The sequence below is a fragment of the Bradyrhizobium denitrificans genome, from assembly GCF_013179005.1.
Lineage (GTDB): Bacteria > Pseudomonadota > Alphaproteobacteria > Rhizobiales > Xanthobacteraceae > Bradyrhizobium > Bradyrhizobium denitrificans.
On record NZ_JABFDP010000026.1, the window covers coordinates 75,800 to 100,838 of the forward strand.

At 65.7% G+C, this 25,039-nt stretch carries 26 protein-coding genes; 11 read left to right on the top strand and 15 right to left on the bottom strand.

Going from position 1 to position 25,039, the window contains the following annotated elements:
• Nucleotides 1–31: 31 nt before the first annotated feature.
• The 4 genes from HL671_RS27405 to tsaB are packed head-to-tail and all read right to left on the bottom strand — an operon-like array spanning nucleotide 32 to nucleotide 2,416.
• Complete coding sequence (locus HL671_RS27405) at nucleotides 32–730, bottom strand: HAD family hydrolase (protein ID WP_172240509.1); 699 nt, start codon at nucleotides 728–730, stop codon at nucleotides 32–34.
• 9 nt (nucleotides 731–739) lie between these two features.
• Nucleotides 740–1,192: a Fur family transcriptional regulator gene (locus HL671_RS27410; protein WP_011942571.1), complete on the bottom strand. Its 453-nt coding sequence runs from the start codon at nucleotides 1,190–1,192 to the stop codon at nucleotides 740–742.
• Nucleotides 1,193–1,235: 43 nt separating this feature from the next.
• The gene (gene rimI, locus HL671_RS27415; RefSeq protein ID WP_011942570.1) at nucleotides 1,236–1,718 is read right to left on the bottom strand and encodes a ribosomal protein S18-alanine N-acetyltransferase; all 483 of its coding nucleotides are present in this window, start codon (nucleotides 1,716–1,718) and stop codon (nucleotides 1,236–1,238) included.
• Nucleotides 1,715–2,416, bottom strand: coding sequence for a tRNA (adenosine(37)-N6)-threonylcarbamoyltransferase complex dimerization subunit type 1 TsaB (tsaB, locus tag HL671_RS27420; protein ID WP_011942569.1), 702 nt, complete (start codon nucleotides 2,414–2,416; stop codon nucleotides 1,715–1,717). The genes rimI and tsaB overlap by 4 nt, the downstream gene beginning before the upstream one ends.
• Nucleotides 2,417–2,558: 142 nt before the next feature.
• On the opposite strand from tsaB, the gene HL671_RS27425 reads away from it, so the two are divergent.
• A complete protein-coding gene (locus HL671_RS27425) occupies nucleotides 2,559–2,987 on the top strand; it encodes a hypothetical protein (protein ID WP_041750236.1) in 429 nt (142 codons plus the stop codon).
• A 66-nt stretch (nucleotides 2,988–3,053) separates the two neighbouring features.
• Here the strand turns inward: HL671_RS27425 and HL671_RS27430 are convergent, their stop codons facing one another.
• From HL671_RS27430 to murJ, 4 genes are all read right to left on the bottom strand, one after another.
• Nucleotides 3,054–3,623 carry a NifU family protein gene (locus HL671_RS27430; protein ID WP_011942567.1) on the bottom strand — a complete coding sequence of 190 codons (570 nt, stop codon included), beginning with the start codon at nucleotides 3,621–3,623 and terminating at the stop codon, nucleotides 3,054–3,056.
• Between the two features lie 108 nt (nucleotides 3,624–3,731).
• The gene (locus HL671_RS27435; RefSeq protein WP_011942566.1) at nucleotides 3,732–4,226 is read right to left on the bottom strand and encodes a universal stress protein; all 495 of its coding nucleotides are present in this window, start codon (nucleotides 4,224–4,226) and stop codon (nucleotides 3,732–3,734) included.
• 132 nt (nucleotides 4,227–4,358) lie between these two features.
• Nucleotides 4,359–5,411 carry a tryptophan--tRNA ligase gene (gene trpS, locus HL671_RS27440; protein WP_011942565.1) on the bottom strand — a complete coding sequence of 351 codons (1,053 nt, stop codon included), beginning with the start codon at nucleotides 5,409–5,411 and terminating at the stop codon, nucleotides 4,359–4,361.
• 49 nt (nucleotides 5,412–5,460) lie between these two features.
• Nucleotides 5,461–7,017 carry a murein biosynthesis integral membrane protein MurJ gene (gene murJ / locus HL671_RS27445; protein ID WP_172240512.1) on the bottom strand — a complete coding sequence of 519 codons (1,557 nt, stop codon included), beginning with the start codon at nucleotides 7,015–7,017 and terminating at the stop codon, nucleotides 5,461–5,463.
• Nucleotides 7,018–7,087: 70 nt separating this feature from the next.
• Between murJ and HL671_RS27450 the strand changes: the two genes are divergently transcribed.
• Nucleotides 7,088–8,089, top strand: a complete 1,002-nt coding sequence (locus HL671_RS27450; RefSeq protein WP_011942563.1) for an adenosine kinase — start codon at nucleotides 7,088–7,090, stop codon at nucleotides 8,087–8,089.
• A gap of 153 nt (nucleotides 8,090–8,242) precedes the next feature.
• Here HL671_RS27450 and HL671_RS27455 read toward each other — a convergent pair whose 3' ends face one another.
• Nucleotides 8,243–9,436 (bottom strand): serine hydrolase domain-containing protein, encoded by a 1,194-nt coding sequence (locus tag HL671_RS27455; RefSeq protein ID WP_172240515.1) that lies wholly within the window; start codon nucleotides 9,434–9,436, stop codon nucleotides 8,243–8,245.
• A 347-nt stretch (nucleotides 9,437–9,783) separates the two neighbouring features.
• On the opposite strand from HL671_RS27455, the gene HL671_RS27460 reads away from it, so the two are divergent.
• Together HL671_RS27460 and HL671_RS27465 are read left to right on the top strand one after the other, a co-directional pair.
• Nucleotides 9,784–10,104 carry a hypothetical protein gene (locus HL671_RS27460; RefSeq protein WP_011942561.1) on the top strand — a complete coding sequence of 107 codons (321 nt, stop codon included), beginning with the start codon at nucleotides 9,784–9,786 and terminating at the stop codon, nucleotides 10,102–10,104.
• A 168-nt stretch (nucleotides 10,105–10,272) separates the two neighbouring features.
• Nucleotides 10,273–11,769, top strand: coding sequence for an NAD-dependent succinate-semialdehyde dehydrogenase (locus HL671_RS27465; protein WP_011942560.1), 1,497 nt, complete (start codon nucleotides 10,273–10,275; stop codon nucleotides 11,767–11,769).
• A 2-nt stretch (nucleotides 11,770–11,771) separates the two neighbouring features.
• Here the strand turns inward: HL671_RS27465 and HL671_RS27470 are convergent, their stop codons facing one another.
• Nucleotides 11,772–12,401, bottom strand: coding sequence for a hypothetical protein (locus HL671_RS27470; protein WP_041750235.1), 630 nt, complete (start codon nucleotides 12,399–12,401; stop codon nucleotides 11,772–11,774).
• 207 nt (nucleotides 12,402–12,608) lie between these two features.
• A complete protein-coding gene (locus tag HL671_RS27475) occupies nucleotides 12,609–14,813 on the bottom strand; it encodes an SLC26A/SulP transporter family protein (protein ID WP_172240518.1) in 2,205 nt (734 codons plus the stop codon).
• Nucleotides 14,814–15,081: 268 nt separating this feature from the next.
• Between HL671_RS27475 and HL671_RS27480 the strand changes: the two genes are divergently transcribed.
• Nucleotides 15,082–15,711, top strand: a complete 630-nt coding sequence (locus HL671_RS27480) for a glutathione S-transferase family protein (RefSeq protein WP_172240521.1) — start codon at nucleotides 15,082–15,084, stop codon at nucleotides 15,709–15,711.
• Between the two features lie 18 nt (nucleotides 15,712–15,729).
• On the opposite strand, the gene HL671_RS27485 is transcribed toward HL671_RS27480, so the two are convergent.
• Entirely contained in the window at nucleotides 15,730–16,818 is a 1,089-nt protein-coding gene (locus tag HL671_RS27485; RefSeq protein ID WP_172240523.1) for a mandelate racemase/muconate lactonizing enzyme family protein, read from the bottom strand.
• A 135-nt stretch (nucleotides 16,819–16,953) separates the two neighbouring features.
• Here HL671_RS27485 and HL671_RS27490 point away from each other — a divergent pair, with 135 nt between their 5' ends.
• From HL671_RS27490 to HL671_RS27505, 4 genes are all read left to right on the top strand, one after another.
• Nucleotides 16,954–17,817 carry an ornithine carbamoyltransferase gene (locus tag HL671_RS27490; RefSeq protein WP_172240526.1) on the top strand — a complete coding sequence of 288 codons (864 nt, stop codon included), beginning with the start codon at nucleotides 16,954–16,956 and terminating at the stop codon, nucleotides 17,815–17,817.
• 132 nt (nucleotides 17,818–17,949) lie between these two features.
• Nucleotides 17,950–18,633: a nucleoside/nucleotide kinase family protein gene (locus HL671_RS27495; RefSeq protein WP_246579637.1), complete on the top strand. Its 684-nt coding sequence runs from the start codon at nucleotides 17,950–17,952 to the stop codon at nucleotides 18,631–18,633.
• A gap of 62 nt (nucleotides 18,634–18,695) precedes the next feature.
• The gene (locus HL671_RS27500) at nucleotides 18,696–19,361 is read left to right on the top strand and encodes an HAD hydrolase-like protein (RefSeq protein ID WP_172240574.1); all 666 of its coding nucleotides are present in this window, start codon (nucleotides 18,696–18,698) and stop codon (nucleotides 19,359–19,361) included.
• Nucleotides 19,362–19,482: 121 nt separating this feature from the next.
• On the top strand, nucleotides 19,483–20,160 hold the full coding sequence (locus HL671_RS27505) for a nitroreductase (RefSeq protein WP_011942552.1): 678 nt from the start codon (nucleotides 19,483–19,485) through the stop codon (nucleotides 20,158–20,160).
• A gap of 219 nt (nucleotides 20,161–20,379) precedes the next feature.
• Here the strand turns inward: HL671_RS27505 and HL671_RS39325 are convergent, their stop codons facing one another.
• Nucleotides 20,380–20,859 carry an Lrp/AsnC family transcriptional regulator gene (locus tag HL671_RS39325; RefSeq protein ID WP_172240532.1) on the bottom strand — a complete coding sequence of 160 codons (480 nt, stop codon included), beginning with the start codon at nucleotides 20,857–20,859 and terminating at the stop codon, nucleotides 20,380–20,382.
• A 207-nt stretch (nucleotides 20,860–21,066) separates the two neighbouring features.
• On the opposite strand from HL671_RS39325, the gene HL671_RS27515 reads away from it, so the two are divergent.
• Nucleotides 21,067–21,459: a nuclear transport factor 2 family protein gene (locus tag HL671_RS27515; protein WP_041750233.1), complete on the top strand. Its 393-nt coding sequence runs from the start codon at nucleotides 21,067–21,069 to the stop codon at nucleotides 21,457–21,459.
• Nucleotides 21,460–21,815: 356 nt separating this feature from the next.
• Here HL671_RS27515 and HL671_RS27520 read toward each other — a convergent pair whose 3' ends face one another.
• Nucleotides 21,816–22,730, bottom strand: coding sequence for a phosphoribosylaminoimidazolesuccinocarboxamide synthase (locus tag HL671_RS27520; RefSeq protein WP_011942549.1), 915 nt, complete (start codon nucleotides 22,728–22,730; stop codon nucleotides 21,816–21,818).
• 42 nt (nucleotides 22,731–22,772) lie between these two features.
• Nucleotides 22,773–23,690, bottom strand: a complete 918-nt coding sequence (locus tag HL671_RS27525) for a pirin family protein (RefSeq protein ID WP_172240535.1) — start codon at nucleotides 23,688–23,690, stop codon at nucleotides 22,773–22,775.
• Nucleotides 23,691–23,830: 140 nt separating this feature from the next.
• On the opposite strand from HL671_RS27525, the gene HL671_RS27530 reads away from it, so the two are divergent.
• Nucleotides 23,831–24,907 (top strand): AraC family transcriptional regulator, encoded by a 1,077-nt coding sequence (locus HL671_RS27530; RefSeq protein WP_172240538.1) that lies wholly within the window; start codon nucleotides 23,831–23,833, stop codon nucleotides 24,905–24,907.
• Nucleotides 24,908–25,039: the final 132 nt, after the last annotated feature.

Consider the following 25,039-nt stretch of genomic DNA (forward strand, 5'->3'; position numbering starts at 1 on the left):
GCGCCCCTTCGGCGCAGGGCTCAGATATAGGCTATAGGGCCGAAAATCCAGCGAGCGGGCTCGTTTTCTGGCTCAGCCGGCCCAAAATGGCCGGAAGTTGCCGCATATCGTCGAAAACCAGGGTGGCGCCGGCAGCCCGCAGGTCGTCTGCATGCCCGTCGCGGCAGTGGCTGCCGCCATGAAACCCGAGCACCGTCATGCCGGCGGCGACGCCTCCCCGGATGCCGGCCGAACTGTCCTCCACCACCACGCAGGCGCTGGGTTTGGCGTTCATCTGCGCCGCGGCGAACAGGAACAGGTCCGGAGCGGGCTTGCCATTCTCGACCTGGGACGAGGAGAAGATATGGGGGGCCAACCGGTCGTACAGGCCGGTCGCGCCGAGGCTGACACGCATCCGCTGATGCGAGCCCGAGGACGCCACGCAAGCCGGAATCGTGAGGGCATCGAGCGCGTCGGCGATGCCGTTGATCGCCTGCAGGTCCCGCTCAAACGCGCTGTACATCTCGGCCTGCAGCTTGGCGCTGAAATCGTCGGGCAGACCGTGCCCGAGTTCGGCTTCGATCTCGACGCAGGCCTGCTTCAGCGATCGGCCGAGGAAACGACGGAACACCTGATCGGTCGTGATCGGATAGCCGCAGCGGCTGAGCACGTCGGCGTGCGTCTGGCAGGAGATCACCTCGCTGTCGACCAGCACGCCGTCGCAATCGAAAATGACGAGATCGAAGCTCACCGCGCCGGATCAGCCATTCGTCTCTTCGTCGAGCGGCACGCAATACAGCTCGAGCCGGTGGTCGACGAGCTTGTAGCCGAGCTTACGGGCGATCTCCGCCTGCAGCTTCTCGATCTCTTCCGACGTGAATTCGATCACCTTGCCGTCGCGCAGATTGATCAGGTGATCATGATGGCTGTCGCGCATCTGCTCGTAGCGGGCGCGGCCCTCGCGGAAATCGTGACGCTCGATGATGCCGGCGTCCTCGAACAGCTTGACCGTGCGATACACCGTCGAGATCGAAATCTTGTCGTCGACGGCGACGCAGCGGCGGTAGAGCTCTTCGACATCGGGATGGTCGCTGGAATCCGCGAGCACGCGGGCGATCACCCGGCGCTGCTCGGTCATCCGCATGCCGGTCGCGGCGCAGCGGGCCTCGATCCCGGTGGAATTGAGCGCTGGAGTTGGTTTCAAGGAGGTCATCGTGTTTCGCCTCAAGGATGCGCTTTCTGCCACCAAGCGCAGTTTACGACAAGTCCCGGCGCATCAGAAGCGCATTCAACTGTTCCCCGCCGGGCTGCAGGTAATAGCGTTCCCGTCGGCCGACGGTCGCAAATCCGGCGCGTTCATAGAGTCTGCGCGCGGGCTGGTTGTTCTCCTCGACTTCGAGGAAAACTGTGCGCACGCCGCGGCCCGCCAGATGCCCCAGATGTTGCAGCAACAGATCACGAGAAAATCCACGGCCGCGCTGATTTGGGTCAAGTGCAATCGATAAAATTTCCGCCTCGTCGGCGCCGATCCGCGAGACGATGAAGCCGATGACGCGACGCCCGAGGCGCAGCCGGTGGACCATCGTGTTGCGCTCGGCGAGCATCGACTCGAACTCGCCCTCACCCCAGCCACGGTGAAACGATGCGGCATGGATCTGGGCCAGCCGAGCGGCGTCGCCCGGGGAGGCGGCCTGGATCGACGGTTTGGAGCGTCCAAACCAGCGGAACAGCATGTTCATGACGAGGCAGCCGTGTGCGCCAGCTCGGGCGCCGCGCCCGCCGGTGGCTTCACATCTGGCGCACGCAGATAGAAGGGACGCGCCGGCGCATGCGCCGGATCGGCCGCCGCACCCAGCCACGCCACCCACGCGATGTCGGGTCCCGGCTGGTTGTCGACCGCCACCGGCGCCGTGGCGCCGGCGGGCCATCGCTCCGCCAGCATCGATGCGGCATTGCCGACGAGATGCGGCGCGGCAAAGCGCGCGTCGGCAAGCAGATCGTCGATCGGCGCCACTTTCGGCGCGACCAGCTCGTCGCCATTGCCGCTCACGATCTGGTAGTAGACGTGATCATGCCGGGCATCGATCGCCGAGATCACCGGAGCATCGCCGTCGGCGCTGACCACCGGCGCAGCGTAGGCCGACAGCGTCGTCACCCCCACCACCGGCTTGTGCGCTGCCAACGCAATGCCACGGGCAGCGGAGAGGCCGACGCGCAGCCCCGTGAAACTACCGGGGCCGGTGGTGACGACGATGCGGTCGAGTTCCTGGAAGGCGATGCCGGATTGCTGCCTCACGCGTGCGACCAGGGGCATCAGTGCCTCAGCATGGCCACGCTTCATCGGCAGCGTTTCCTGCGCCCGCATCACGGCGGAATCCGTGTCCAGAACGGCGGCTGCGCAATGGTCGAGAGCCGTATCGATGGCCAGTATCAGCATCCTGTCAGGGTCGCATTGTTGGAGGCGCGCGATGCGCGGAATACCTTTGCGGTAACGCGATAAAGTGAGTTGCTACGTTCTTACACGGTCGCCGCGCGGAGCGCATCACGGCGCGAGGCAGGATTTAGTTAAATTACTGGATATGCTGCCGTTTAAGCAAATCTTTCCGTGCCCAAAGGCCGGAGGCCCGGCGACGCCGGGCGACGGCGCCGGTCGCAGTGGTCGTTGTCCGGCCGCCGAAAGCAAGTTCGTTGTGATTCAAAGGGCGCCGCGCGATCCGCTGACAGTGGTCGACGCCATCAGCCGCGCGCTGGTGATGATTGCGTTCGATCTCGACGGCACGCTCAGCGCGCCCGGACGGCTTCAAGCTGGCCCGGGGCCTGTCATCAGCTGTGGGTGCGATCGAGCTGATCAGCAGCATCACGGGCAGATCAACCTGCCGGCGTCGAGCCGCAAGATCGGGATGGCCCGCGCGGGCGAGTCGACTCCGGATTCCGTCGGAAACGCAAACCGGAACGTCAACGATGACGTATCATCGGCAACCCGGCCCGCGACCGGAACGACGGCGTAAGCAGCGGGACAATGATGATGTCGCGAACAGGAAAGCTGTTCGCGACCTCTCTATCAGCCTTCGCTCTCACATCGGGCGGACTTCGACCACCTCGGGTACGAAGTGCTTCAGCAGATTCTGGATGCCATGCTGCAGCGTCGCGGTCGATGACGGGCAGCCCGAGCAGGCGCCCTTCATGTTGAGGTAGACGATGCCGTCCTTGAAGCCGCGGAAGGTGATGTCGCCGCCATCATTGGCGACCGCCGGGCGGACGCGGCTTTCGATCAAATCCTTGATCATCCCGACCGTCTCGGTGTCCGCCTCGTCATAGAACTCGTCGTCCTCATCGGTGGCGTCGTCATTGGCGGCGCTGCCATCGGCGAGCAGCGGTGCGCCCGACATATAGTGCTCCATGATCGCGCCAAGGATGGCCGGCTTGAGATGCTGCCATTCGCCGTCGTTCTTGGTCACGGTGATGAAGTCGGCGCCGTAGAACACGCCGGTGACGCCGCCAATGGCGAACAGGCGCTCGGCCAAGGGCGAACGCGCAGCCGCCTCGCGGCTCGAAAATTCCATCGTTCCGGAGGGCAGCACGACGCGGCCCGGGATGAACTTCAGGGTGGCAGGATTGGGGGTGGCTTCGGTCTGGATGAACATGATCTTCTCCGGCAGCGCCGGTTCAAGGCCGGCCTGGTGCGTCCTCATAGCAGATGGCGCGCGGCCGCGCACGATCAAGAGGGGCGCGTCCCGGTTTCGGACCTAACCCTATGACAGCGCGTCGATATCGGCGTCGGCGAGGTCGCCCGGCACGATCACCAACGGCACCGGGAAGGCGCCGATGGTCTTGGTGACGTGGCTCACCAACGGCCCCGGCCCTTCGGCGCCGGCATTGGCCGCCAGCACGAGCAGCGCAATATCGCGATCGGCCTCCACCGTCGCCAGGATCTGCGTGGTGGGATCGCCTTCCCGGATCACCCGGTCCGGTGCCTGGATGCCGATGGACGACAGCAGCGTCGCGGCCTGATCGAGCGCCGCATTGGCCTCGTCCTGGGCTTCCGCGCGCATGAGATCGGCGACCCCGAGCCATTGCTGGTTCTGGTCCTCCGTCTCGATGACATGCAGCATCACGATGCCGCCGCCCGCGCGCGCAGCCCAACGCCCCGCATAGCGAATCGCGCGGTCGCATTCCGCACTGTCATCGACCACGACCAGGCATTTCGGCGTGTGCCCGATATCGTAGCTCTGCCGCTGCACCGCCATTGCTATCCCCGCCTGCTGCTGCGAGATGGACATCGCGATGCTGCCACACCCCGGTTGCGTTGGGGAGAGGGGCCGCAGGTTCCTTGCCGTCGACAACGGCCGCGCACCCCGAACGCCAGGGCGCCGTCGCGCTCAGCTCTTGCGGATGAAGCCGACGATATCCTTCGCCGCCTTCATGGTCTCTGCTGCAATGGCCTGGGCACGCTCGCCGCCATCGATCAACACGGAGTCGACATAACCGGGATCGGCTGTGAGGCGCTTCATCTCCGCGGCGATCGGACCAAGCTTGGTCACGCACAGTTCGACCAGCGCATTCTTGAAGCTGGAGAACTGACCGCCGCCAAAATCCCTGAGCACCTCGGCCTTGCTGCGGTCCGACAAGGCCGCATAGATGCCGACGAGGTTGTCGGCCTCGGGACGTGCCTCCAGTCCCTTTTCCTCGGTCGGCAGCGGCTCCGGATCGGTCTTGGCCTTGCGTACCTTCTGCGCGATCGTATCGGCGTCGTCCGTCAGGTTGATGCGGGAATAGTCCGACGCATCCGACTTCGACATCTTCTTGGTGCCGTCGCGCAGCGACATCACGCGGGTCGCAGGACCGGTGATGAAGGGCTCGGGAAGCGGAAAGAACAGGCCATCGCCAAAGCCGTGGCTGCGGATCGAGTCGCCGAAATCATTGTTGAACTTCTGCGCGATGTCGCGTGACAGCTCGAGATGCTGCTTCTGGTCCTCGCCGACCGGAACATGGGTGGCGCGGTAGAGCAGGATGTCGGCCGCCATCAGCACCGGATAATCGTACAGACCCACCGACGCATTTTCGCGGTCCTTGCCGGCTTTCTCCTTGAACTGCGTCATCCGGTTCAGCCAGCCGATGCGCGCGACACAGTTGAAGATCCAGGCGAGCTCGGCATGACCCGAGACCTGGCTCTGATTGAACACGATGTGCTTCTTCGGATCGATGCCGGCGGCGATGAACGCCGCGGTGACCTCGCGGGTGTTACGTGCGAGCTCGGCGGGGCCACCCCAGACATCGACGGGCATGGTGATCGCGTGCATGTCGACCACGCAATAGATGCAGTTGTGGGTTTCCTGCATCTTCACGAAGTTGACGATCGCGCCGAGATAATTGCCGAGATGCAGGTTGCCGGTCGGCTGGACGCCCGAGAAAACCCGTTCCACGAAGGCCATGGTGACTGTTCCAGATGATGGATTTGGTGCGTCGTTTGGCACGGGCGCCTCAAAGGTGCAAGTCGCCGGCGGGCCGCTGCCGTAGTGCCCGGACGGTTTCGCCCCAGCTCACGACGCGCAGGGCCGACAGCAGTCCGACATAGAGCATGACGGCTCCGCCGATCAGCACGGCGAGCAACGCGGCGAGGCCGAGATGGCCCGTGGTCTCCGGGCTGGTCAGTTGCACCGCTGCCGCGAGCGCCGCCCCCATGATCGCCGCCGCCAGCACCATGCGCGGCAGCCGGCGCCGTGATGCCTGGGAGATCGCAAACCCGAAGCTTGCGGTCCCGCGCCGGATCAGCACCGCGGCATTGGCCCAGGCGCCGAGCGCCAATCCCGCCGCGATGCCGTCCACCCCGAATCGCTGGCCGAGCAGGAACGCCAGCGCGATCGCGACGCCGCATCCGATCAAGGTCGCGCGCAGCGGGGTCTGCGTGTCCTCGCGGGCGAAGAAAGCGGGCTGCAGTGCCTTCGTCAGCACCTGGGCGGGAAGGGCGGCCGCCAGCCAGCCCAGAACATGCGCGGTCGCGGTCGCGTCATCCGAGGTGAATGCGCCGTGTTCGAACAGCAAACGAATGATCGGATCGTTCAGGATCATCAGCCCCAGCGTGGCCGGCAGCGCGAGCCCGATGGTCAGCTCGAGGCCGTGCGACTGCACCTCGGCCAGCGCCTGCTTGTTGCCGCCATGCAGCGCCCGTGTCAGTTCCGGCACCAGCACGGTGCCCATGGCGACGCCGACGAGCCCGAGCGGCAGCTCGATCAGGCGGTTGGCAAAATACAGCCACGACACCGCCGAGGGTTGGCTCGATGCGATGATCGCACCGGCGACGGCGAGCAACTGCGGGCCGGCGCTGGCAACCATGCCCGGCAACGCGTTGGCGAAGAAGCCGCGCATCTCCGCGTCGAATGCGAGCCGCACGGGCGAGGCGATGCGCACGCCGCGGCCGCGCCGCGCCAGCATCGCGAGCTGCAGCAGGCCGGCGACGCCGATCGTGGCGGCGAGCAGCAGCGCGGCCCGCGCGGGATCCGGATGTTGCGTCAGCAGCACGATCGTCACGCCGATCAGCGCGACGTTGAAGAGCAGCGGTGCAAACGCCGCCAGCGCGAACCGTCTTTGTGCGCTGGAGAGCGCGAGCAGCACGGTGGAGGGGCCGGCGAAAGCGAGATAGGGCAGCATCAGCCTGGAGTCATCCACGGCCAAGGTGAGCGTCTCTTCACCGCTGAATCCCGGTGCGAGGATCGCCATCACGAGCGGCATCAGCAGTGCGAGCCCGACCGTTGCTGCAAAAAGACCGGCGCTGACGGTGCCGAGCACGCGGCCGGCGAAGGCCGCTGCCTGCATTGTGCCAGCCTGCTGGTATATTCGAAGCCACGCCGGCACCAGCGCTGCATTCAGCGCGCCCTCTGTCAGCAATCGCCTCACGACATTGACGAGCTGGAATGCTGCGAGAAATGCGTCCGCGACCGGGCCTGCGCCCAGCAGCGCGGCGATCAGCGCGTCCCTGCCGAAGCCGAGCAGGCGCGAGGCCAGTGTTCCTGACAACACGGTGACGAATGAACGGATCATGAGGCTTCTATAGCAGCGCGGCTTGTGATAGGCCGCAGCGTTTGCAAAACGCCGTAAACGGGGCCCGTGAATGACTGACGCGAAATACGATGTTCTCGGTATCGGCAACGCGATTTTCGACGTGTTGGTGCACGCCGACGAAGCCTTTCTCGCCAAGCATGCCATGACGAAGGGCAGCATGGCGCTGATCGACGAGGCGCGTGCCGCCGCGATCTACCGCGACATGGGCCCGGCCACGGAGATGTCGGGAGGGTCTGGGGCCAACACCATCGTCGGCCTCGCAAGCCTCGGCGCGCGTGCCGCTTATGTGGGCAAGGTCCGGGACGATCAGATCGGCCGGATGTATTCTCACGATATCCGCGCTGCCGGCGTGACCTTCGACACTGCGCCGGCCACGGACGGTCCGGCGACCGGCTGCTGCTACATCCTGGTGACGCCCGACGGTGAGCGCACCATGAACACCTATCTCGGCGCCGCGCAGAACCTGACCGCCGCCGACATCGATCCCGCCCAGATTGCCGCGGCCCGCATCGTCTATCTCGAAGGCTATCTGTGGGACCCCAAGGAGGCCAAGGAGGCCTTCGTGAAGGCAGCGACGGTCGCGCATGATGCGGGACGCGAGGTGGCGCTGACATTGTCGGACTCGTTCTGCGTCGACCGCTATCGCGAGGAGTTCCTGGACCTGATGCGGGGCGGCACCGTCGATATCGTCTTCGCCAACGAGGCCGAACTGCACTCCCTGTATCAGACCTCCGATTTCGACGGCGCGCTGAAGCAGCTGCGGGAGGATGCGACACTCGGCATTGTCACCCGCAGCGACAAGGGCTGCGTCGTGGTGTCGAATGACGGCGTCATCGCGGTGCCGGCGCATCCGATCGAGACGCTGGTGGACACGACCGGCGCCGGCGACCTGTTCGCCGCGGGCTTCCTGTTCGGGCTGGTGCGCAAGACCGGCTACGAGATGGCTGGACGGCTCGGCGGCCTCGCCGCCGCCGAGGTGATCCAGCACATCGGCGCCCGTCCGCAGGTGTCGCTGAAGGAGCTGGCCGCGCAGAACGGGCTAAAGGCGTAACTGACCAGACGAGCGTTTCCTGAGAGACGGCGATCCATGCTGGTCTGGGCTCGCGCCGGCTGCAACGGCAGAGAACTCTATTAGTTTAGGCCACGCCAAACGTCGGAGGCGCGCGATCTCATCGATCGCGCGCCTCCGCGCTGTCTCAATGCATCACGCGGCCTTCCGTCCGCCGGCGGCATCCAGGCCGGCATAGACCGCGCGCTCGAAGCCGGCAAAGGTCTCCAGGCACAGCCGGTCTGCGAACGGCAACAGCTGCATCAGGATTACGCCGGTGACGTCCCGCGCGGGATCGATCCAGTAATACGTGTTGGCGAGGCCGGCCCAGGCGAGGCTGCCGGCGCTGCGGCCCTCCGGTGTCGGCGCCGTCGTGATCATGAAGCTCAGGCCCCATTTCTTGACGATGTCCGGATAGAGATCGACGTCATTGGTGACCCCGGGCACGGCCGCCGCCATCTTGGTCATCTCCAACTCGCCGATATGGTTGTCGCGCATCGCTGCGACCGTCTCCGGCTTCAGCACCTGGTTGCCATTGCCGCGGCCGTTGTTGAGGATCATCCGGGTGAAGCGGATGTAGTCGCCGGCGGTGCCGTAGAGTCCGCCGCCACCCATGTGGAATTCCGGCTCCTGCTCGATCTCGAACGGAATCGGCGCCAGCGCGCCGTCCTCGCCGCGGGCATGCATGCCGACCAGCCGTGCGCGCTGCGACGCGCCGAGCTTGAAGCCGGTATCATCCATGCCGAGCGGAGCGAACAGATTGTCGCGCAGGTAGCGATCGAGCGTCACGCCGCTGACGGCCTCCACCGCCTTGCCGACGAAGTCGATGTTGATGCCATATTCCCAGCGCGTGCCCGGGTCGGAGGCGAGCGGCAGCGTCAGCGCGTCGTTCTTGCAGGTGATGATGCCGGGCGTGCCGGCCTTCTGCACATAGCTCGCCATGTCGCCGTTCCACATGTCGTAGCAGAACCCGGCGGTATGGGTCATCAGATGGCGCAAGGTGATCGCGGTCCTGGCCGGCCGCAGGATCGGCTCGCCATGGGCGTCGAAGCCGTCCAGCACCTTCGGCGCGGCAAGATCGGGGAGAACCTCGCCGATCGGCGCGTCCAGCGACAGCCGTCCCTGTTCGACCAGCTGCATTCCGGCGGCGCAGGTGATCGCCTTGGTCATCGACGCGATCCAGAACACGCTGTCCGTCGTCATCGGGTCGTCGCGGCCGAGGTCGCGCTTGCCGAAGGCGCCTTCGTAGATCACGCCGTTGCTGTCCGCGGCGACGGCGACGACGCCGGGAATCTCGCCGGCCTCGGCCCTCTGCCGCAACCCGCGATCAATATCGGTCTTGTTCTGCATGATGTCCTCCCGTTCCGTTCTTGTGTGACGGCGGATGATTGTTTCCTGCGCCGTTCCGGCCAGCAAGAACCGTCCGCCGTGGGACTGGTCGCGATCTCGTGATGATGCGGCGCGAATGATCGCGGCACGGGAGAAGGCCGTCCGGAAGGCCACATCCCTTCAAATTCCTCAGAGAATCATGGTTAGTTCCGTCCAGCCGCGAGCCTGCCACATGGGGGCCATGTTCCCATCACGGGCCTGGTCCTGTTGTGAGTTGCAACCATTTCTGCATTAAAGGGTTGAAGACACCGGCCTTTTCAGGCCACGCGAGACATTTTTGGCGGCAACGACCGCCAAATGGGGGCGATATGATTTCGACATGGAGCGAGTGGAAGCGGTATCCGCGGCCCGGCCGCGGTGACAATATCGAGGCGCCGATCACGCCCGGAATCTACGAGGTGCGCATCGCCGCAACCGGTGCGTTGTACGCGTTCGGCGCCGTCGACAATGTCGCGCAGGCGCTGGCGCTGCTGCCTGTCGGGCAGAAGTCCTGGTTTGGACGCCGCGACCCTGCGGCGTTGCCCGACCTCGAATACCGCACCTGCGCAACGTCGACCAAGGCCGACGCCAAGGCGGCAGCCGAACGCATGATCGGACGTCGCGAGACCTATATGAGCGGCGCGGCCTGAGCCGCTGGCATCGGGCGGTCAGCACGCGCCGTCAGTACGCATTTGGTGCTGGAAAGGCACGGTTGGCCAGATCGAATGTACCGTTCAGGCGGCGCACACGCCGTGCGCCTGCGCCCGACGGTGGCTATATTCGAGGCGACATGTTGCTCGCTTTCGAGGAGTTGCCCGATGACACCGACCGCAGCCACCCGCACCACGCCGTCCGCGACTGCCAGCTTGCGGGAACGTCTGAAGGACGGCTCGCTGCTGCGTGAGCAGTGCTATATCGACGGCAGCTGGGTCGGCGTTCCCGTCTTCCCGGTCAACAATCCGGCCACCGGCGCCGAACTCGCCAAGGTGGCTCAGCTTGGCGCCGCGGAGACGACGCAGGCGGTCGAGGCCGCCGCGCGGGCCTTCCCGGCCTGGGCCAAGCTGACCGCCAAGCAGCGCTCCAATCTCCTGCGCAAATGGTTCGAGCTGATCGTGGCGAACCGCGAGGACCTCGCGCTGATCCTCACCTCCGAGCAGGGCAAGCCGCTCAACGAGGCGCTCGGCGAGGTCGATATCGGCGCCGCCTATATCGAGTTCTTCGCCGAGGAGGCGCGCCGCGTCTATGGCGAGACGATCCCGACGCAGAAGCCGGATGCACGGCTGCTCGCGCTCAAGCAGCCGATCGGCGTCTGCGGTGCGATCACGCCGTGGAATTTTCCGAACTCGATGATCACCCGCAAAGTGTCCCCGGCCCTCGCTGCCGGCTGCACCGTGGTGCTGAAGCCGGCCAATGAAACGCCGCTGTCGGCGCTGGCGCTCGCCGTGCTGGCTGAGCGCGCCGGCATTCCGAAGGGCGTGCTCAACATCATCACCGGCGACGCGCCGCCGATCGGCAAGGTGCTGTGCGAGCATCCGGCCGTTCGCTTCGTCGGCTTCACCGGCTCGACCGAGGTCGGCAAGATCCTGTACCGCCAGTCCGCCGGCACGGTGAAGAAGCTCGGCCTCGAGCTCGGCGGTAACGCGCCGTTCGTGGTGTTCGACGATGCCGATGTCGATGCGGCGGTCGAAGGCGCCATCGTCTCGAAGTATCGCAACATGGGCCAGACCTGCGTCTGCGCCAACCGCCTCTATGCACAGGACGGCATCTACGACGCCTTCGTCGAGAAGCTGGCGGCGCGGGTCGCGGCGATGAAGATCGGCGACGGCACCGAGGCTGGCGTTGTGCAGGGACCACTCATCAACGAGGAGGCGGTGGAGAAGGTCGAGCGCCACATCGCCGATGCGGTGAAGGGCGGCGCGACGATCGTCACCGGCGGCAAGCGCCATGCGCTCGGCCGCACCTTCTTCGAGCCGACGGTTCTATCCAACGTGAAGGCCGATGCGCTGGTCGCGCATGAGGAGACGTTCGGCCCGCTCGCGCCGGTCATCCGCTTCCAGAGCGAGGCCGACGTCATCGCGATGTGCAACGCCTCGCCGTTCGGTCTTGCCTCCTACTTCTACGCCCGCGATCTCGGCCGCGTCTGGCGCGTGGCGGAGGCGCTGGAGTCGGGCATGGTCGGCGTCAACACCGGCCTGATCACCACCGAAGTGGCGCCGTTCGGCGGCGTCAAGGAGAGCGGCCTGGGGCGCGAGGGTTCGCATCACGGCATCGAGGAATATCTCGAGATCAAATATGTGATGATGGCCGGCGTGTGAGATCACGCCGACCTGTCGACCGAAGATGACGTCGAGACCGCGGGAAGCTTGTTCACCGGCACCATGAAGGATTTGTTGCCGACCTGATAGATCACCGTCCCGCTCTTGCCGTCATTGGTCGAGATCTGCGACTGACCGAACATGATGACGTTCTTGTAGACGATCCCGATGCCTTGGCGGGTAATGCCGTCGGTGGTGACGCTGACCTGTGCCTCATTGCCCTTGACGGCCAGGACGCGAAAGCTCGCGCTCTTGCCGTTGTCGGCCGAATAGCCGGCCCAGCTGCCCGTCAGGTTGCTCTCATTGGCGGGAGGGGCCTGCTTTTCGAGCATCGCGGTGGCCTTGCCGCCGCCGGCCGAGAACAGCAGCACGGCATTCTTGCCGTTCTTGGTTCCGAGCGTCACGGGGCCGAAGTCGATGGTGGAACCGTTGACCTTGCCGATGCCGCGCTCGGTGCGTCCATGATGGGTGTATTCCACCGTCGCCTGGGCGCCGCGAATGTTCACGACCTTGAAGCTCACGGCCTGGTTGTTGGCCGTCCAGCTGCCCTTCCACTCACCGAGCAGGTTGCTCTGGTGATAGACCCGCTCCATGGCGGGAGAAATCTGGTTCGTGCTTTGGACGATCGCCATGGGCGCCCGCAACGAGCTGATGTGCTCTTGTCGATATATTTCTAAACATTACAAACTGTATCGAGGCGTAGCCCCGCAGGGTAAACGATGGGTTAATGGCGGCGGCGGTGCTCCGCTGCGCGCTGCGACCGATCGTCTCGGGCTCGCGCGCCGATGTCGTAAGCCCGCTCGCCGCGTGATCTGCCCTGCGCCTGCTGACGGCAGGGACTACCGCCTCAGCACCGCGATGGTGCGATTGGCGAAGCTCAGCCGCTCCGCCATGATCGTCACGAAATAGGTCAGCAGCTTCTGCGCCAGCGCCGGGTGCTCGCGCGTGATCGCGTCGAATTGCGGGATGCTGAGCTCATAGAGCACGCTGTCGGTCTCGGCCTGGATCGTCGCGCTGCGCGGCGTATGCGCCACCAGCCCCATCTCGCCGATCGTCGTGTAGCGCCCGAGGCTGCGCACCCGCGTCGTGCCGCCGCGCTCGGCCGGGACCATGATGCCGACCCGTCCGTCGAGGATGAAATGCATCGAGGCCGCCTCGTCGCCCGCGCGCACGATGGTGGTGCCGGCGGGCACGTCGAGCCGTTCGCAGCGGCGCATCAGCTCGCTGGCATCGGCGTCGCTGCCGAGGATGGCAGTGAACCAGTCGCGTAGCGAGGCCTCGTCCTGGGCATGGCCCTGATGGCGCGCGATGATCGCGTTCTCGCAGCGTTCGAGCGCATGATCGAGCTCGGGTGTGATCACCACATCCTTGGTGATGAACTCGCCAGCGCGCAGCGTCCGCTCGATCGCGGGCGTCAGATGCGCCATCGCGATCTGGACGTGGCGGTCGCGCGCCAGCCGCTTGATCTGGCTGAAGCTGTAGGCGGCCGAGGAATCCATGCCGGTCACGAGCCGGAAATCGAGCACCAAAAAGCGGCATTCGGAACGGCGCTGCAGCCGCGCCTTGACGTGGCGGTACAGCCGGTTGGCCGATCCGAAGAACAGATAGCTCTGCAGGTTGAGGCCATGGATCTCGCCGCCATGCAGCGCGAGGATCTCCTGCTGCTCGCGCGAGCGGTCGAGCGAGCTGCGATATTCGGTGCCGTCGAAGCTGTATTTGATCGGGTTGATGCGCGCCGCGCTGAACGCGAAGGCGGTGCAGCCGATCACGATGCCTAGCACGATCCCGGCGATGAAGCCCCATTTCAGGATGATGATGATGATCGCGAGCAGCGAGGCATATTCGATCAGCGACAGCCGCCGCCGCGACTGCACCGCCCATTTGTACAGCGTGTCGGCGCCGAGATAGAGCAGCAGCCCGCCGAGCACGAATTTCGGCATGTAGCCGAGCAGGGACGGCGCCAGCACCAGCATCGACAGCGCGATCGTCGCCGATGTCAGTCCCGACAGCCGGCCGCTGCCGCCGGCGCTGAAATTCAGGATGGTGCGGCTCACCGAGATGCAGCCGGGGTAGCCGCCGATGCTGGCGGCGAGGATGTTGCCGAGGCCGGTGACGGTGAGCTCGCGCTCGATATTGGCCTCGCTATGGGTCGCGACCTCGATGCCCGTCGTGTTGAACAGCGTGCTGCAGGCGGTGACGAAGATGACGGCGATGATGTCGCCGGCCAACGCCGGCAGCGCATGCCAGGGATAATGACTCAGCGCATCGATCGTCCAAGGCCAGGCCAGCGCCACGTGCTGTGGCGGCAGGAACGTCCATCCCAGCGTCTGCGCCGCCTTGGGCGAAATGCCGGCCAGCCAGAAGCCCGCATGGGCGGCCAGGGTCGCGACGATCAGAATCAGCGGCAGGCTGAATGGCCAGCGCGACCGGTGCCAGGTCAGGTACAGCACCAGCGCCATCACCGCCGCTGCGCCGAGCTCGTACAGCACCTGCCGCGAGGCGAAGGCGCCGAGCGTCGCCAGCTCCAGCTGCTGGCCGGTGACGACGCTGATGGCGCCGAGCAGGATGAGCGCGCCGGTGGCGCCGAGAAAGCCGGCGACAACCGGATAGGGCACGTAGCGGATGGCGCGGCCGAGCTGCGTCGTGCCGAGGCCGCCCAGGATCAATCCGGTGGCGAGGCTGGCGAACCCGAAGGTGATGAGTACCACCGGCAACAGGGCCGCGGCGGGGGCGGCTCCGGCGAGCCGGTCCGCGATCGTGCCGGCCAGGATCGCGGTCGTCGCCGCGACCGAACTGTCCGGCGCCCCGATCGCAAACGGCAGCGAGCTGCCGAGCGCCAGCACCAGCGCCATCAGCGCCGAGACGGTGAAGGTGATGCCGAGGCCGTGGCTGAGAGAGGGCGCGAGCGGGCCTGCGAAGATCAGCAGCGTATAGGACAGCCCGTAAGTGATGGTCAGAACGCTGGCGGCGGCGCCGCCAAGAATGTCCTCGAAACCGCGTCGCGCGGCCGAATGGCCGATCGTGGCCGAAACCGTGTTGCTCACGCCAATATGCCTCAATTCAATGCGGCCAGTGGTAGGCTGACGGCCGCCCGGCGCAAGTGACAATTTTATGACAAGACCAGGACAGCAGAGTCGGCCTGTGGCGACGTCGCCAAGGCTTGCAACGAGAAGACGGTTCGTCGAGGATGCGGCGCGGGACCGGTCACGCGTAGAGGATGTGGCGCGCAGCCTGGAGCAGGACGCCGGCAGGCCCAGGCCATAGGCCAGCGACATGCCGTCGATCGCGCCGAGACTGGCTGGGAGAGCCCTCATGATGCTGTACGATTGCTCAACGGCGCCCAGTCCGCGCCGCGTGCGCATCTTTCTCGCCGAGAAAGGTCTCACGCTTCCCACCGTGCAGGTCGATCTGCGCGGCGGCGAGCAGTTCACTCCGGCGTTTCGCGCCATGAATCCCGGTTGCACCGTGCCGGTGCTCGCGCTCGACAGCGGCGCGGCCATTAGCGACATCATTGCCATCTGCCGCTATATCGAGGAGCTGCATCCTGAGCCCGCCCTGATGGGACGAGACGCGGAAGAACGGGCGCTGATCGAATGCTGGGTGCGGCGGATCGAGTGGGATGGCATCTACGCCATCCAGGAAGCGTTCCGGAACAGCATGCCGGGCCTGGAGCACCGCGCGCTGCCGGGCCCGCTGCCGCTCGAGCAGATTCCGGCGCTGGCGGAGCGCGGCCGCCTGCGGGCGCGGCATTTCCTGGCATGGCTCGATACGCGGCTCGCCGATCACGCCTTCGTCGGCGGAGCCGCCTTCACGATCGCCGACATCAGCGCCATGGTGGCCGTCGATTTTGCCGCGCGCGCGAAGCTCGATCCCCCCGAGCACCTTCGCCATCTCAGGCGATGGCACCAGGACGTGTCGAGCCGCCCGAGCGCGAAGGCGTGACGTGGCCGACGGGCTTGCCTAAGCCGCAAGCTTGGCCAGTCCCTCCCAGTCGAATGTGATGCCGTGGCCGGGTCGTGCCGGCGCCAGCGCGAGGCCATTCTCCAGCAGCAGCGGGTGTTCGATGAAGCGGTCGAGGCCGAAGCCGTGCGCCTCGAGGAACGAGCGGTTCGGGCAGGCGGCGAGCAGGTGCACGGTGACGTCATGCGCGCCATGGCTGGTCACCGGCAGGTTGAAGGCTTCGGCGAGCCGCGCGATCTTCATGAAGGACGTGACGCCGCCGCAATTGGTGACGTCGGGCTCGGGATAGGACAGGGCGCCAGAGGCGATGTAGGTCTTGAAGTCCCATAGCGAGCGCAAATTCTCGCCCGCCGCGATCGGCACGCCGCCGGCAGCCAGGATGCGGGCATGGCCGGCGATGTCGTCGGGAATGGTCGGTTCCTCCAGCCAGGTCAGATCGAACGGCTGCAGCGCGCGTGCGGCGCGGATCGCCTCCTCGACCGTCCACTTCATGTTGGCATCGGCCATCAGCGGAAAGCCGTCGCCGAGATGCTCGCGCATCGCGGCCACCCGCGCGACGTCGGCGCCGAGATCAGGCCGGCCGACCTTCATCTTGATGGCGCGAAAACCCTTGGCGAGATTGTCGTCGGTCTGCTTCAGCAAGGCCTCGTTCGACAGATCGAGGTCGATGCCGCCGGCATAGCAGGGCACGCCGGCATCGAAGCCGCCGAGCAGCTTGAACAGCGGCAGCGTCGCGCGCCGCGCCTTCAGATCCCATAGCGCGATATCGAGCGCCGACAGCGCCAGCACGACCGGTCCGCCGCGCCCGCCATAATGCAGGCCCCACCACACCCGGTGCCAGATTGCCTCGGTGTCGTCGGCATCATGGACCGCGATCAGATCGGGAATCTCGCGCCTGACGATGTCGGCAACCGCGCCGCCATTGCGCCCGACCGTATAGGTGTAGCCGACGCCTTCGGCGCCGTCGGCATCGCGCACCCGGCAGGTGATCAGCTCGAATGCCGTCATCGCACCATGCGTGCTATCGGACAGCGTCACGCTGAGCGGAATGCGGTAGAGCCCGGTCTCGATCGATGCGATCAGTGCCATCGGCGCGGTTCCTTCCCTGGATTTTTGGCGAAGGTTATGCTCGTGATGCGGCAGGGGCAAATGCGAATGCCACATGGCCGACCCGGGCCGGGCCTCGATATGGATCAGCATGCTACCTGGATGTGGTGAGTCTGAATGACGAGCGATCGCGACATCCTGGCTCTGGGTGACCTCGATGGCGCCGATATCTTGGGTATGCTGACGCGAGCGCAGGAGCTTGCCGCCTGCTGGCAGGCGCGCGAGATGCCGCAGACGCTTGCAGGCCGGCGCATCGCCCTCGTCGTCGACGATGGCGGCTGGCGCAATACCACCGCTTTCGATCTCGGCGCGCGATCGATGGGCGGGCTGTGCGTGCACGCGCCGATACGTCTCAACGCAACGGAGGCGGCGGAGGATCTCGCCGCCTATCTTGACAACTGGTTCGATGCGGTGGTCTGCCGGACCCCCGAACTGGAGATGCTGTATGCGTTGTCCCACTGGGCGCAGGCGCCAGTGGTCAACGCGCGCACGCGGCAGAATCATCCCTGCGAGACGCTCGGCGACCTCGCCTTCCTGTGGCATCGCCACGGCGCGATCGACGGCCTGAAGATCGCCGTGGTGGCGCCCGCCGCGAACATCCTGGGCTCGTGGATCGAGGCCGCGCAGGTGCTTCCGATCGAGGTCGTCCAGGTCTATCCGGCGCGGTGGCACGCGCCGGGAGAATCGCCGCGCTTTCGCGTCGCGACCGATCTCGGCGAATTGCAGGATGCCGACGTGATCATCACCGATTGCTGGCCGAGAGATGACGACGCCGGCGACCTGCAGGACTATCAGATCACCGCAGCGCTGCTGGATGGCCTTCGGCCTGATCTGGACTTCCTGCCTTGTCCACCGGTGACACGGGGAATGGAGGTCTCTGGCGATGCCATGCTGCACCGCGCCTGTCGGGTGGTGCAGGCCAAGGCGTTCCTGCTGCACGCGCAGAATGCCGCGCTCGAATGGGTGTTCGGTGCGCTGTGATCTCCGGTCTTGGCTTTTCCATGCGCGTTGCGCTTGGGATGAAAAGGTTGAGTCTGGCGCGGTCCGGCCGACTTGATCCTGAGCCAGGGACGGCCGTGAGCGGCAATAGAGGTGTCGATGAGCTCAAATCGCATGGCGAAGTTGCTGGATCTGGCACGTCAGATCTCGCGTCTTGAGATCGGTCATCCGATGAGAGTAGCCGTCGATGGCCGAACGGCATCGGGCAAGACGACCCTGTCGGACGAGTTGGCAGAGCTGATCGAACGAAGCGGCCGGCCGGTCATCAGGACATCGATAGACGGGTTTCACCGTCCGAAAGCTCAGCGCTATGCGCGCGGACGGTTCTCCGCTCTCGGCTACTACAATGATGCCCGCGATCTGTCCGCCGTCAGATCCCTGTTGCTGGAGCCGCTGGCGCCCGGTGGCGATCGCCTCTACAGGACGGCGTCCTTCGATCTCGAGCGTGATGTGGCGATCGCGCAGCCTTCCGCGCTGGCGCCGGTTGATGCAGTGCTGGTCGTCGACGGGACCTTCCTTCAACGACCTGAGCTGCGGGATCTTTGGGACATCGTGATCTTCGTAGAGACGTCGAGAGGCCTCTCTGATGCAAGAGGTCTGAGGCGCGACCGTGACCGCCTCGGCGAGCAGATTGCCATGAAGGTCTATGCAGAACGCTATGGGCCTGCTTTTGACATCTATGAGGAGACCTGTGATCCCGCCAGAACAGCCGATGTCGTTTTCAATAACGAGGATGTAGATGATCCGATCCTTCGCATCAGACGGGGAGGCCGGCTCTCGCCGGATCAGCAGTGCTGAACCCTGGCAGCGGCCATGCGGCCGGAGGTTTGCTGGTGGACGGTGACACGCTATGCTCGGCCATGTCCCCGATCCATTCTGTATTGCTCGATCTCGACGGCACGCTCATCGACTCGCGTCCCGGCATCGCCGCGAGCACGCTGGCGGCCTTGCGGTCGCTGGGACACACGCCCGACGACACGCTCGACGTCACAGCCTTCATCGGCCCGCCATTGCAGGACATGCTGCGTGTCCTACTGCAGGCCCATGGCGACGACCGTGTCGACGACGCCGTCGCCGCCTATCGCCAGCATTATGGTGACACCGGCCTGTTCGACTGTGCGCTCTATCCCGGCATCCGCGACGCGCTGCAGGCGATGCACGACGCCGGCCTGCGGATCTATCTCGCGACGTCGAAGCGCGAAATGTTCGCGCGGCGCATCCTGGAGCATCTCGGCCTGGCATCGTATTTCCGGGCCATTCACGGCTCGGTGCCGTCAGGGGCGCTCGACCACAAGCCCGAGCTGCTCGCACATATCCTCGCCGAGCGGAATATCGCGGCGCCCGACAGCCTCATGGTCGGCGACCGCCGCCATGACGTCGCCGGCGCCCATGCTGTTCGCATGAGGAGCCTCGGTGTGCTCTGGGGCTATGGCAGCCGCGACGAGCTCGAAGCCGCCGGCGCAGACCGCCTCGTGGAAAATCCCGCCGATCTCGCGGGCACCGTGCTGGCGATGCTGCGCCGATAGTCCGGTGCGAGCCGCGTCTGCTGGATGCACGATGGCGTCCTGCCGGGTCGCAACCTTGCGCCCGAACCCAAAAGCCGCGAAGATCGCGAACAAACAATCCCAGGGCAGGAATACCACGCACATGGAATTCGACGACGTCATCCTCGGCCGCCGCAGTATTCGTGGCTACAAGCCCGATCCCGTGCCACGGGCGCTGATCGAGGAGATCCTCACGCTGGCGATGCGCGCGCCGTCGTCGATGAACACCCAGCCGTGGAATTTCTACGTCATCACCGGCGAGCCGCTCAACCGCATCCGTGCCGGCAACACCGAGCGCATGCTGGCGGGCGTGCCCCAGTCGCGCGAGTTTCGCATCGGCGAGCCGTTTGCCGGTCAGCACCGCGAGCGTCAGATTGGCGTCGCCAAGCAATTGTTTTCCGCCATGGGCATCGCACGCGACGACAAGGAGAAGCGTCAGGACTGGGTGCTGCGTGGCTTCCGCCAATTCGATGCGCCGGTCTGCATCATCGTCACCTACGACCGCGTGCTCGCCGGCAGCGACGACACGCCGTTTGATTGCGGTGCCGTCACCACGGCGCTGGTCAATGCCGCCTGGTCCCGCGGCCTCGGCGCGGTCATCAACAGCCAGGGCATCATGCAGTCGCCGGTCGTGCGCGAGCACGCCGGCATCGCCGACGACCAGGTCATCATGAAGAGCATCGCGCTCGGCTGGCCGGATCACGATTTCCCCGCCAATGCCGTGGTGTCGGAGCGGAAGTCGGTGAAAGAGGCGACCGTGTTTGTGGGGTTTGACGATTAGCTGCGCGCCGAGAGCTTGCAGAAATCCTCAAAGATGGCTTGCGGCGCTTTCGATATCGGTGGCGAGCAGCATGTGAGGTGCGTCCACCCATCGTCGATCCGCGTATGAATCAGCGAGATGGTGGGAACGGCGAGACCGCCATCTCGCTCCGGGGAACAGCGCGGCTGCGCACACCCAATGGCGCATATGCCGCAGCAATTCAGGCGTCTGCCGGCAGAATCAGCGCGGCTGCTCCAACGGCAGCGGGGCTGCGGCCTTGCGGGTCTGGATGGCGATGTTGCTCCTGACCTCGCGTACGATCGACAGGCTCAGCAGCCGTTCCACCAGGAAGTGCCGGTAATGCTCCAGATCGGCTGTGACGACCTCGAGCAGGTAGTCCGAGTCGCCGGAGACGAGATGGCAGGCAAGGACTTCCGGCATCGCACACACCGTGTCCTCGAAGGCCATGGCATGTTCGTTCGCGTGCCCCTCGATCTTGACCGCGAGAAATGCGGAAAATCCGAGACCGACGCTGTCGCGGTTCAGGACCGCGCGATAGCCCTGGATGACACCCTGCTGCTCCAGCCGTTTGACGCGGCGAAGACAGGGCGAAGGCGACAATCCGACCCGGTCAGCAAGGTCGACATTGCTCAGCCGCGCATCGGCCTGCAGCTCTCCGATGATGCGTTGGTCGATCGCGTCGAGTCTGGCTTTTGGCATATCTCTGACAATCGCGGCAGGGAACGGACCATTCATTGCATCGTCTGTCGGCAAGATAGCACAGTTCGCAAGGACATGCGCTCCAGTTCGGGATCAATATCTCTGTCGACCGGCAGCGATTGCGAGGAGCGGCCGATGAGCCCTGCGCGCGTCTCGGCCGGTCTCCGTCGCATGATCTTGCCTTCACCAGCCCGGGAGACGCCGACTATGGCCGACATTGCTGTGCACCCATCCGTGATCGCTGCCGTCGAGAGATATTTCGATCTGATGTTCGATTCCAATGTCGAGCAATTCGATCGTGTGTTTGCGCCCACTGCGCGACTGCATGGCCTGCGTGAGAGTGGCCTGCGCGTTCTCACCGCGGCCGAGTATCGCGAGCTGTTGGCGACCACGCCCTCGCCTCAGTCGAAGGCGGCGCCACGTCACCAGGAGATCTTGCTGATCGACCTCGCCTCGCCATCCCAGGCGCTGGCGAAGGTCCGCGTGCGGATCGATCAGACGCTCTATCTCGATTATCTTTGCTTCCACCTGATTGATGGCGAGTGGCTGGTGACGGCCAAGTCGTTTCATATCGAGAGCCGCTTTTTGGCCAACGGGTGATTGCGCGGTCGTGTGCTGCGCCATGTCAGCTAAGCGAAAACTGCCCGTCGCTTGCTGATCAGCTCGCTCCGCTCGCGGCAGGGCGACCGCATATGGAGCTTTACATATTGCGCTCGTCTGTTTCCACGTCGTCATGGCCGGGACAAGCCCGGGCATGACGGAGGACCTCGTTGGCAGGCGTCTGTGTCGCGATTGCCCCATGTCGTCACATGCAACCGTCCCGCGTTGCCGCCGCTCTGCGAGGTCCGGCACACGAAAGAGAGCGCACCGTCGGTGACGCGTGACCTCGGTTGCCACGCAAGGAGAAGATGAGCGCCTCCACAAGCCTCCCAGCCAGGGGGCGCACGCAGCATCGCTCAGATGTTCAGCTCACGTCCCGTCACCCGCCGGAACGCTTCGAGATAGCGCTGGCTGGTGGCGTCGACCACGCTCTGCGGCAGCGGCGGCGGCGGGGCCTCGCCGTTCCAGCGGCCGGCCTTACGCTCGGCGTCGAGATAGTCGCGCAGCGGCTGCTTGTCGAAGCTCGGCTGCGGCTGGCCCGGCTTGTAGGCGTCGACCGCCCAGAAGCGCGAGCTGTCAGGCGTCATCACCTCGTCGATCAGGATGATGTGGCCATCCTTGTCGCGGCCAAACTCGAACTTGGTGTCGGCGATGATGATGCCCTGCTCGCGGGCGAGCGTCTCGCCGAGCGTATAGACGGCGCGCGTCATGCTCTCTAGCGTGTAGGCCGTCTCGTCGCCGACCACCTCGCGCATCCGTGCGATCGTGATGTTCTCGTCATGACCGGTCTCGGCCTTGGTCGCCGGGCTGAAGATCGCAGGCTCCAGCTTCTGGCTCTCGACCAGGCCTGCAGGCAGCTGCTCGCCGGCCAGCGTGCCGCTCGCCGCGTATTCCTTCCAGGCCGAGCCGGAGAGATAGCCGCGGATCACGCATTCGATCGGGAACACGTTGGTGCGCTTGCACAGCATCGCGCGGCCCAGGATCTCCTGGCGATGCGGCGCGAGCTCCGGGACCTCGGCGATGATCGCGTCGGTATCGGCCGAGATCATGTGGTGATGCACGACGCCTTCCAGCGCATTGAACCAGTAGGCCGAGATCTGCGTCAGCACCGCGCCCTTCATCGGGATGGTCTCGTTCATCACGACGTCGAAGGCGGAGATGCGGTCGGTGGTCAGCAGCAGCACGCGGTCGTCGCCGACGGCATAGATGTCGCGGACCTTGCCGCGGCCGATTTTCGGGAGCGGCAGATTGCTGGCGAGAAGCGTGGTCATCGGGGCGGGCTTTCGAAACGGGAGCGTTGCGCTCCCAATAGCCTATTCCGGCAGCGGAATGAACTCGTGCTCCTGCGGAACGGCGGCGAAGCGGCCGGTTTTCCAGTCCTGCTTGGCCTGCTCGATGCGCTCCTTGCTGGACGAGACGAAATTCCACCAGACATGGCGCGGCCCTTCCAGCGCGTCGCCGCCGAGGAACATCATCCGGGTCGGCTTCACGATGCGCACGCAGATGGCGTCGCCGGGACGGAAGATCAGCAGCCGCGGCCCGGTATGGCGCTCGCGCGCGATCTCGATTTCGCCATCGACGATATAGATCGCGCGCTCCTCGTGGTCGGGATCGAGCGGGACGACCGTTCCGGCCTGCGCGGTGACCTCGACATAGAACCAGGGCGAGACCATCGTCACCGGCGAGGCCGCGCCGAAGGCTTTGCCGGCGATCACGCGCGCGGTGAAGCCGGTGTCGCTGACCGTCGGCAGCGCGTCGGCCGCGTAGTGCTGGAAGCTCGGCGCGATCTCTTCGGATTCGACCGGGAGCGCGATCCAGCTCTGCAGGCCCAGCATGCTCTGGCCATTCTGCCGCTGCAGATCCGGCGTCCGCTCCGAATGCGCGATGCCGCGCCCGGCGGTCATCAGGTTCATCGCGCCGGGCTGGATCTCCTGGACATTGCCCTCGCTGTCGCGATGCATGATGGCGCCGTCGAACAGATAGGTGACGGTGGCGAGCCCAATATGCGGATGCGGCCGCACGTCCATGCCCTTGCCGGAGACGAACTGCACCGGGCCGAAATGATCGAAGAAGATGAACGGACCGACCATTTGTCGCCGCCCATGCGGCAGCGCGCGGCGCACGGCGAAGCCGTCGCCGAGATCGCGGGTGCGCGGCACGATGACGTGCTCCAGCGCATCGCAGGAGGCGGGATCGCCGAATTCGGGATCGATCGATGGCTGCCAGCTCATGGGATCCTCCAGAGATGTGATCGCGCGAGCTTAGCAGCTTTGCCGAGGCTACGGCAGGGCATGAGGCCGCAGCGGGGCCGCGATTTGAACGGCAGGCCGCTCCGGCCTAGAGTTCCGGCGCCGACAATGGACCCGCCTTGATGCCGCTGGAAAGCCTTGATCTCGCGTTGCGTGCTGCCGCCATCGCCTTGCTTGCGGTGCTCGCGGTATCCCTGGGACGCGACCTCGGCAGGCAATGGAGCGGCCGGCTCGCGATCGCCCTGGCGCTGGGCGCGGCGGCGCATGCTTTGACGTTCAACATCGGCGGCGCCGCAGCTCCCTCGCTGGCGGTGGCGCCGCTGATCGCGGTCGCAACCGCCGCCATCGTCGTCCTCTGGCTGTTCTGCCGCGCGCTGTTCGACGATGGTTTTGCGCCGCGTTGGCTGCACGGCCTGATCTGGCTCGCGGTTTTCGGCTTCAGCATGATCAGCTGCCTCGTGCTGGGACCGTCCGGCCATGTGCGGCTCGTGATCGTCGCCAACAATCTGCTGGCGCTTGGCTTCGTCGGGCTCGCCTTGGCGCAGACGGTCCGCTCGTGGTCGGTGGATCTGGTCGAGCGACGCAGGCGCGTCCGCGCTGTCGTGGTCATCGCGGCGCTCGGCTATGGCGGCGTCAATGCGCTGCTGCAGATTGGGACCGTCGGCGGCGGTGCGTCGGAGCTCGCCAATGTCATCAACGCGGCGATGTTGCTGGCGGTGGTCGGCGCCGTCGCGCTGATGCTGCTGAGGGTCGGCGCCGGCGACGTGTTCGCCGTGGAGACGCCTCGGGCCATGGCCGTCAGCGAGGCTGCAGCTGCCGCGGCGACCAAAGCCGGCGAGACGGTCGCGAACCGCAGACTGGTCGAGCGGCTGACCCGGCTGATGGCGGATGAGCGGATCTACCGCCAGGAGAACGTCACCATCGGCGCACTGGCCACCAGGCTCGGCATTCCCGAATACCGGTTGCGGCGGCTGATCAACAGTGAACTCGGCTATCGCAACTTCAGCAGCTTCCTGAACAGCCACCGTATCGCGGAGGCGCAAGCGGCGCTCGCCGATCCCGCCCAGGCCGAGGTGCCCGTGATCACCATCGCGATGGATGCCGGGTTCCAGTCGCTCGGTCCCTTCAACCGCGCCTTCAAGGCGGTGACCGGGGTGACGCCGACAGAATACCGCCGCATGAGGCGGTCCGCGGCGTGACGGTTGCGATGTTGAAATCGAAGGAGAATTTCGAAATCGGCGAGGTCGCTGCGGCTTTCGACGAGGAGATCCTTCGAAATCGGCGAGCGCTGCAGCCGCCGCTGCACTGTCGTCCGGCAGGTCCATCCGCCG

Coding starts and splice junctions, on each gene's coding strand:
- HL671_RS27425 (WP_041750236.1), top strand. CDS start 2,559: ATGCTGCCGTTTAAGCAAATCTTTCCGTGCCCAAAGGCCGGAGGCCCG.
- HL671_RS27525 (WP_172240535.1), bottom strand. CDS start 23,690: ATGAGCTGGCAGCCATCGATCGATCCCGAATTCGGCGATCCCGCCTCC.
- HL671_RS27515 (WP_041750233.1), top strand. CDS start 21,067: ATGGCCGACATTGCTGTGCACCCATCCGTGATCGCTGCCGTCGAGAGA.
- HL671_RS27530 (WP_172240538.1), top strand. CDS start 23,831: ATGCCGCTGGAAAGCCTTGATCTCGCGTTGCGTGCTGCCGCCATCGCC.
- HL671_RS27480 (WP_172240521.1), top strand. CDS start 15,082: ATGATGCTGTACGATTGCTCAACGGCGCCCAGTCCGCGCCGCGTGCGC.
- HL671_RS27495 (WP_246579637.1), top strand. CDS start 17,950: ATGGCGAAGTTGCTGGATCTGGCACGTCAGATCTCGCGTCTTGAGATC.
- HL671_RS27430 (WP_011942567.1), bottom strand. CDS start 3,623: ATGTTCATCCAGACCGAAGCCACCCCCAATCCTGCCACCCTGAAGTTC.
- HL671_RS27455 (WP_172240515.1), bottom strand. CDS start 9,436: ATGCAGAACAAGACCGATATTGATCGCGGGTTGCGGCAGAGGGCCGAG.
- HL671_RS27470 (WP_041750235.1), bottom strand. CDS start 12,401: ATGGCGATCGTCCAAAGCACGAACCAGATTTCTCCCGCCATGGAGCGG.
- HL671_RS27485 (WP_172240523.1), bottom strand. CDS start 16,818: ATGGCACTGATCGCATCGATCGAGACCGGGCTCTACCGCATTCCGCTC.
- rimI (WP_011942570.1), bottom strand. CDS start 1,718: ATGAACATGCTGTTCCGCTGGTTTGGACGCTCCAAACCGTCGATCCAG.
- HL671_RS27450 (WP_011942563.1), top strand. CDS start 7,088: ATGACTGACGCGAAATACGATGTTCTCGGTATCGGCAACGCGATTTTC.
- HL671_RS39325 (WP_172240532.1), bottom strand. CDS start 20,859: ATGCCAAAAGCCAGACTCGACGCGATCGACCAACGCATCATCGGAGAG.
- HL671_RS27505 (WP_011942552.1), top strand. CDS start 19,483: ATGGAATTCGACGACGTCATCCTCGGCCGCCGCAGTATTCGTGGCTAC.
- HL671_RS27490 (WP_172240526.1), top strand. CDS start 16,954: ATGACGAGCGATCGCGACATCCTGGCTCTGGGTGACCTCGATGGCGCC.
- murJ (WP_172240512.1), bottom strand. CDS start 7,017: ATGATCCGTTCATTCGTCACCGTGTTGTCAGGAACACTGGCCTCGCGC.
- tsaB (WP_011942569.1), bottom strand. CDS start 2,416: ATGCTGATACTGGCCATCGATACGGCTCTCGACCATTGCGCAGCCGCC.
- HL671_RS27500 (WP_172240574.1), top strand. CDS start 18,696: ATGTCCCCGATCCATTCTGTATTGCTCGATCTCGACGGCACGCTCATC.
- HL671_RS27520 (WP_011942549.1), bottom strand. CDS start 22,730: ATGACCACGCTTCTCGCCAGCAATCTGCCGCTCCCGAAAATCGGCCGC.
- HL671_RS27465 (WP_011942560.1), top strand. CDS start 10,273: ATGACACCGACCGCAGCCACCCGCACCACGCCGTCCGCGACTGCCAGC.
- HL671_RS27460 (WP_011942561.1), top strand. CDS start 9,784: ATGATTTCGACATGGAGCGAGTGGAAGCGGTATCCGCGGCCCGGCCGC.
- HL671_RS27435 (WP_011942566.1), bottom strand. CDS start 4,226: ATGGCGGTGCAGCGGCAGAGCTACGATATCGGGCACACGCCGAAATGC.
- trpS (WP_011942565.1), bottom strand. CDS start 5,411: ATGGCCTTCGTGGAACGGGTTTTCTCGGGCGTCCAGCCGACCGGCAAC.
- HL671_RS27410 (WP_011942571.1), bottom strand. CDS start 1,192: ATGACCTCCTTGAAACCAACTCCAGCGCTCAATTCCACCGGGATCGAG.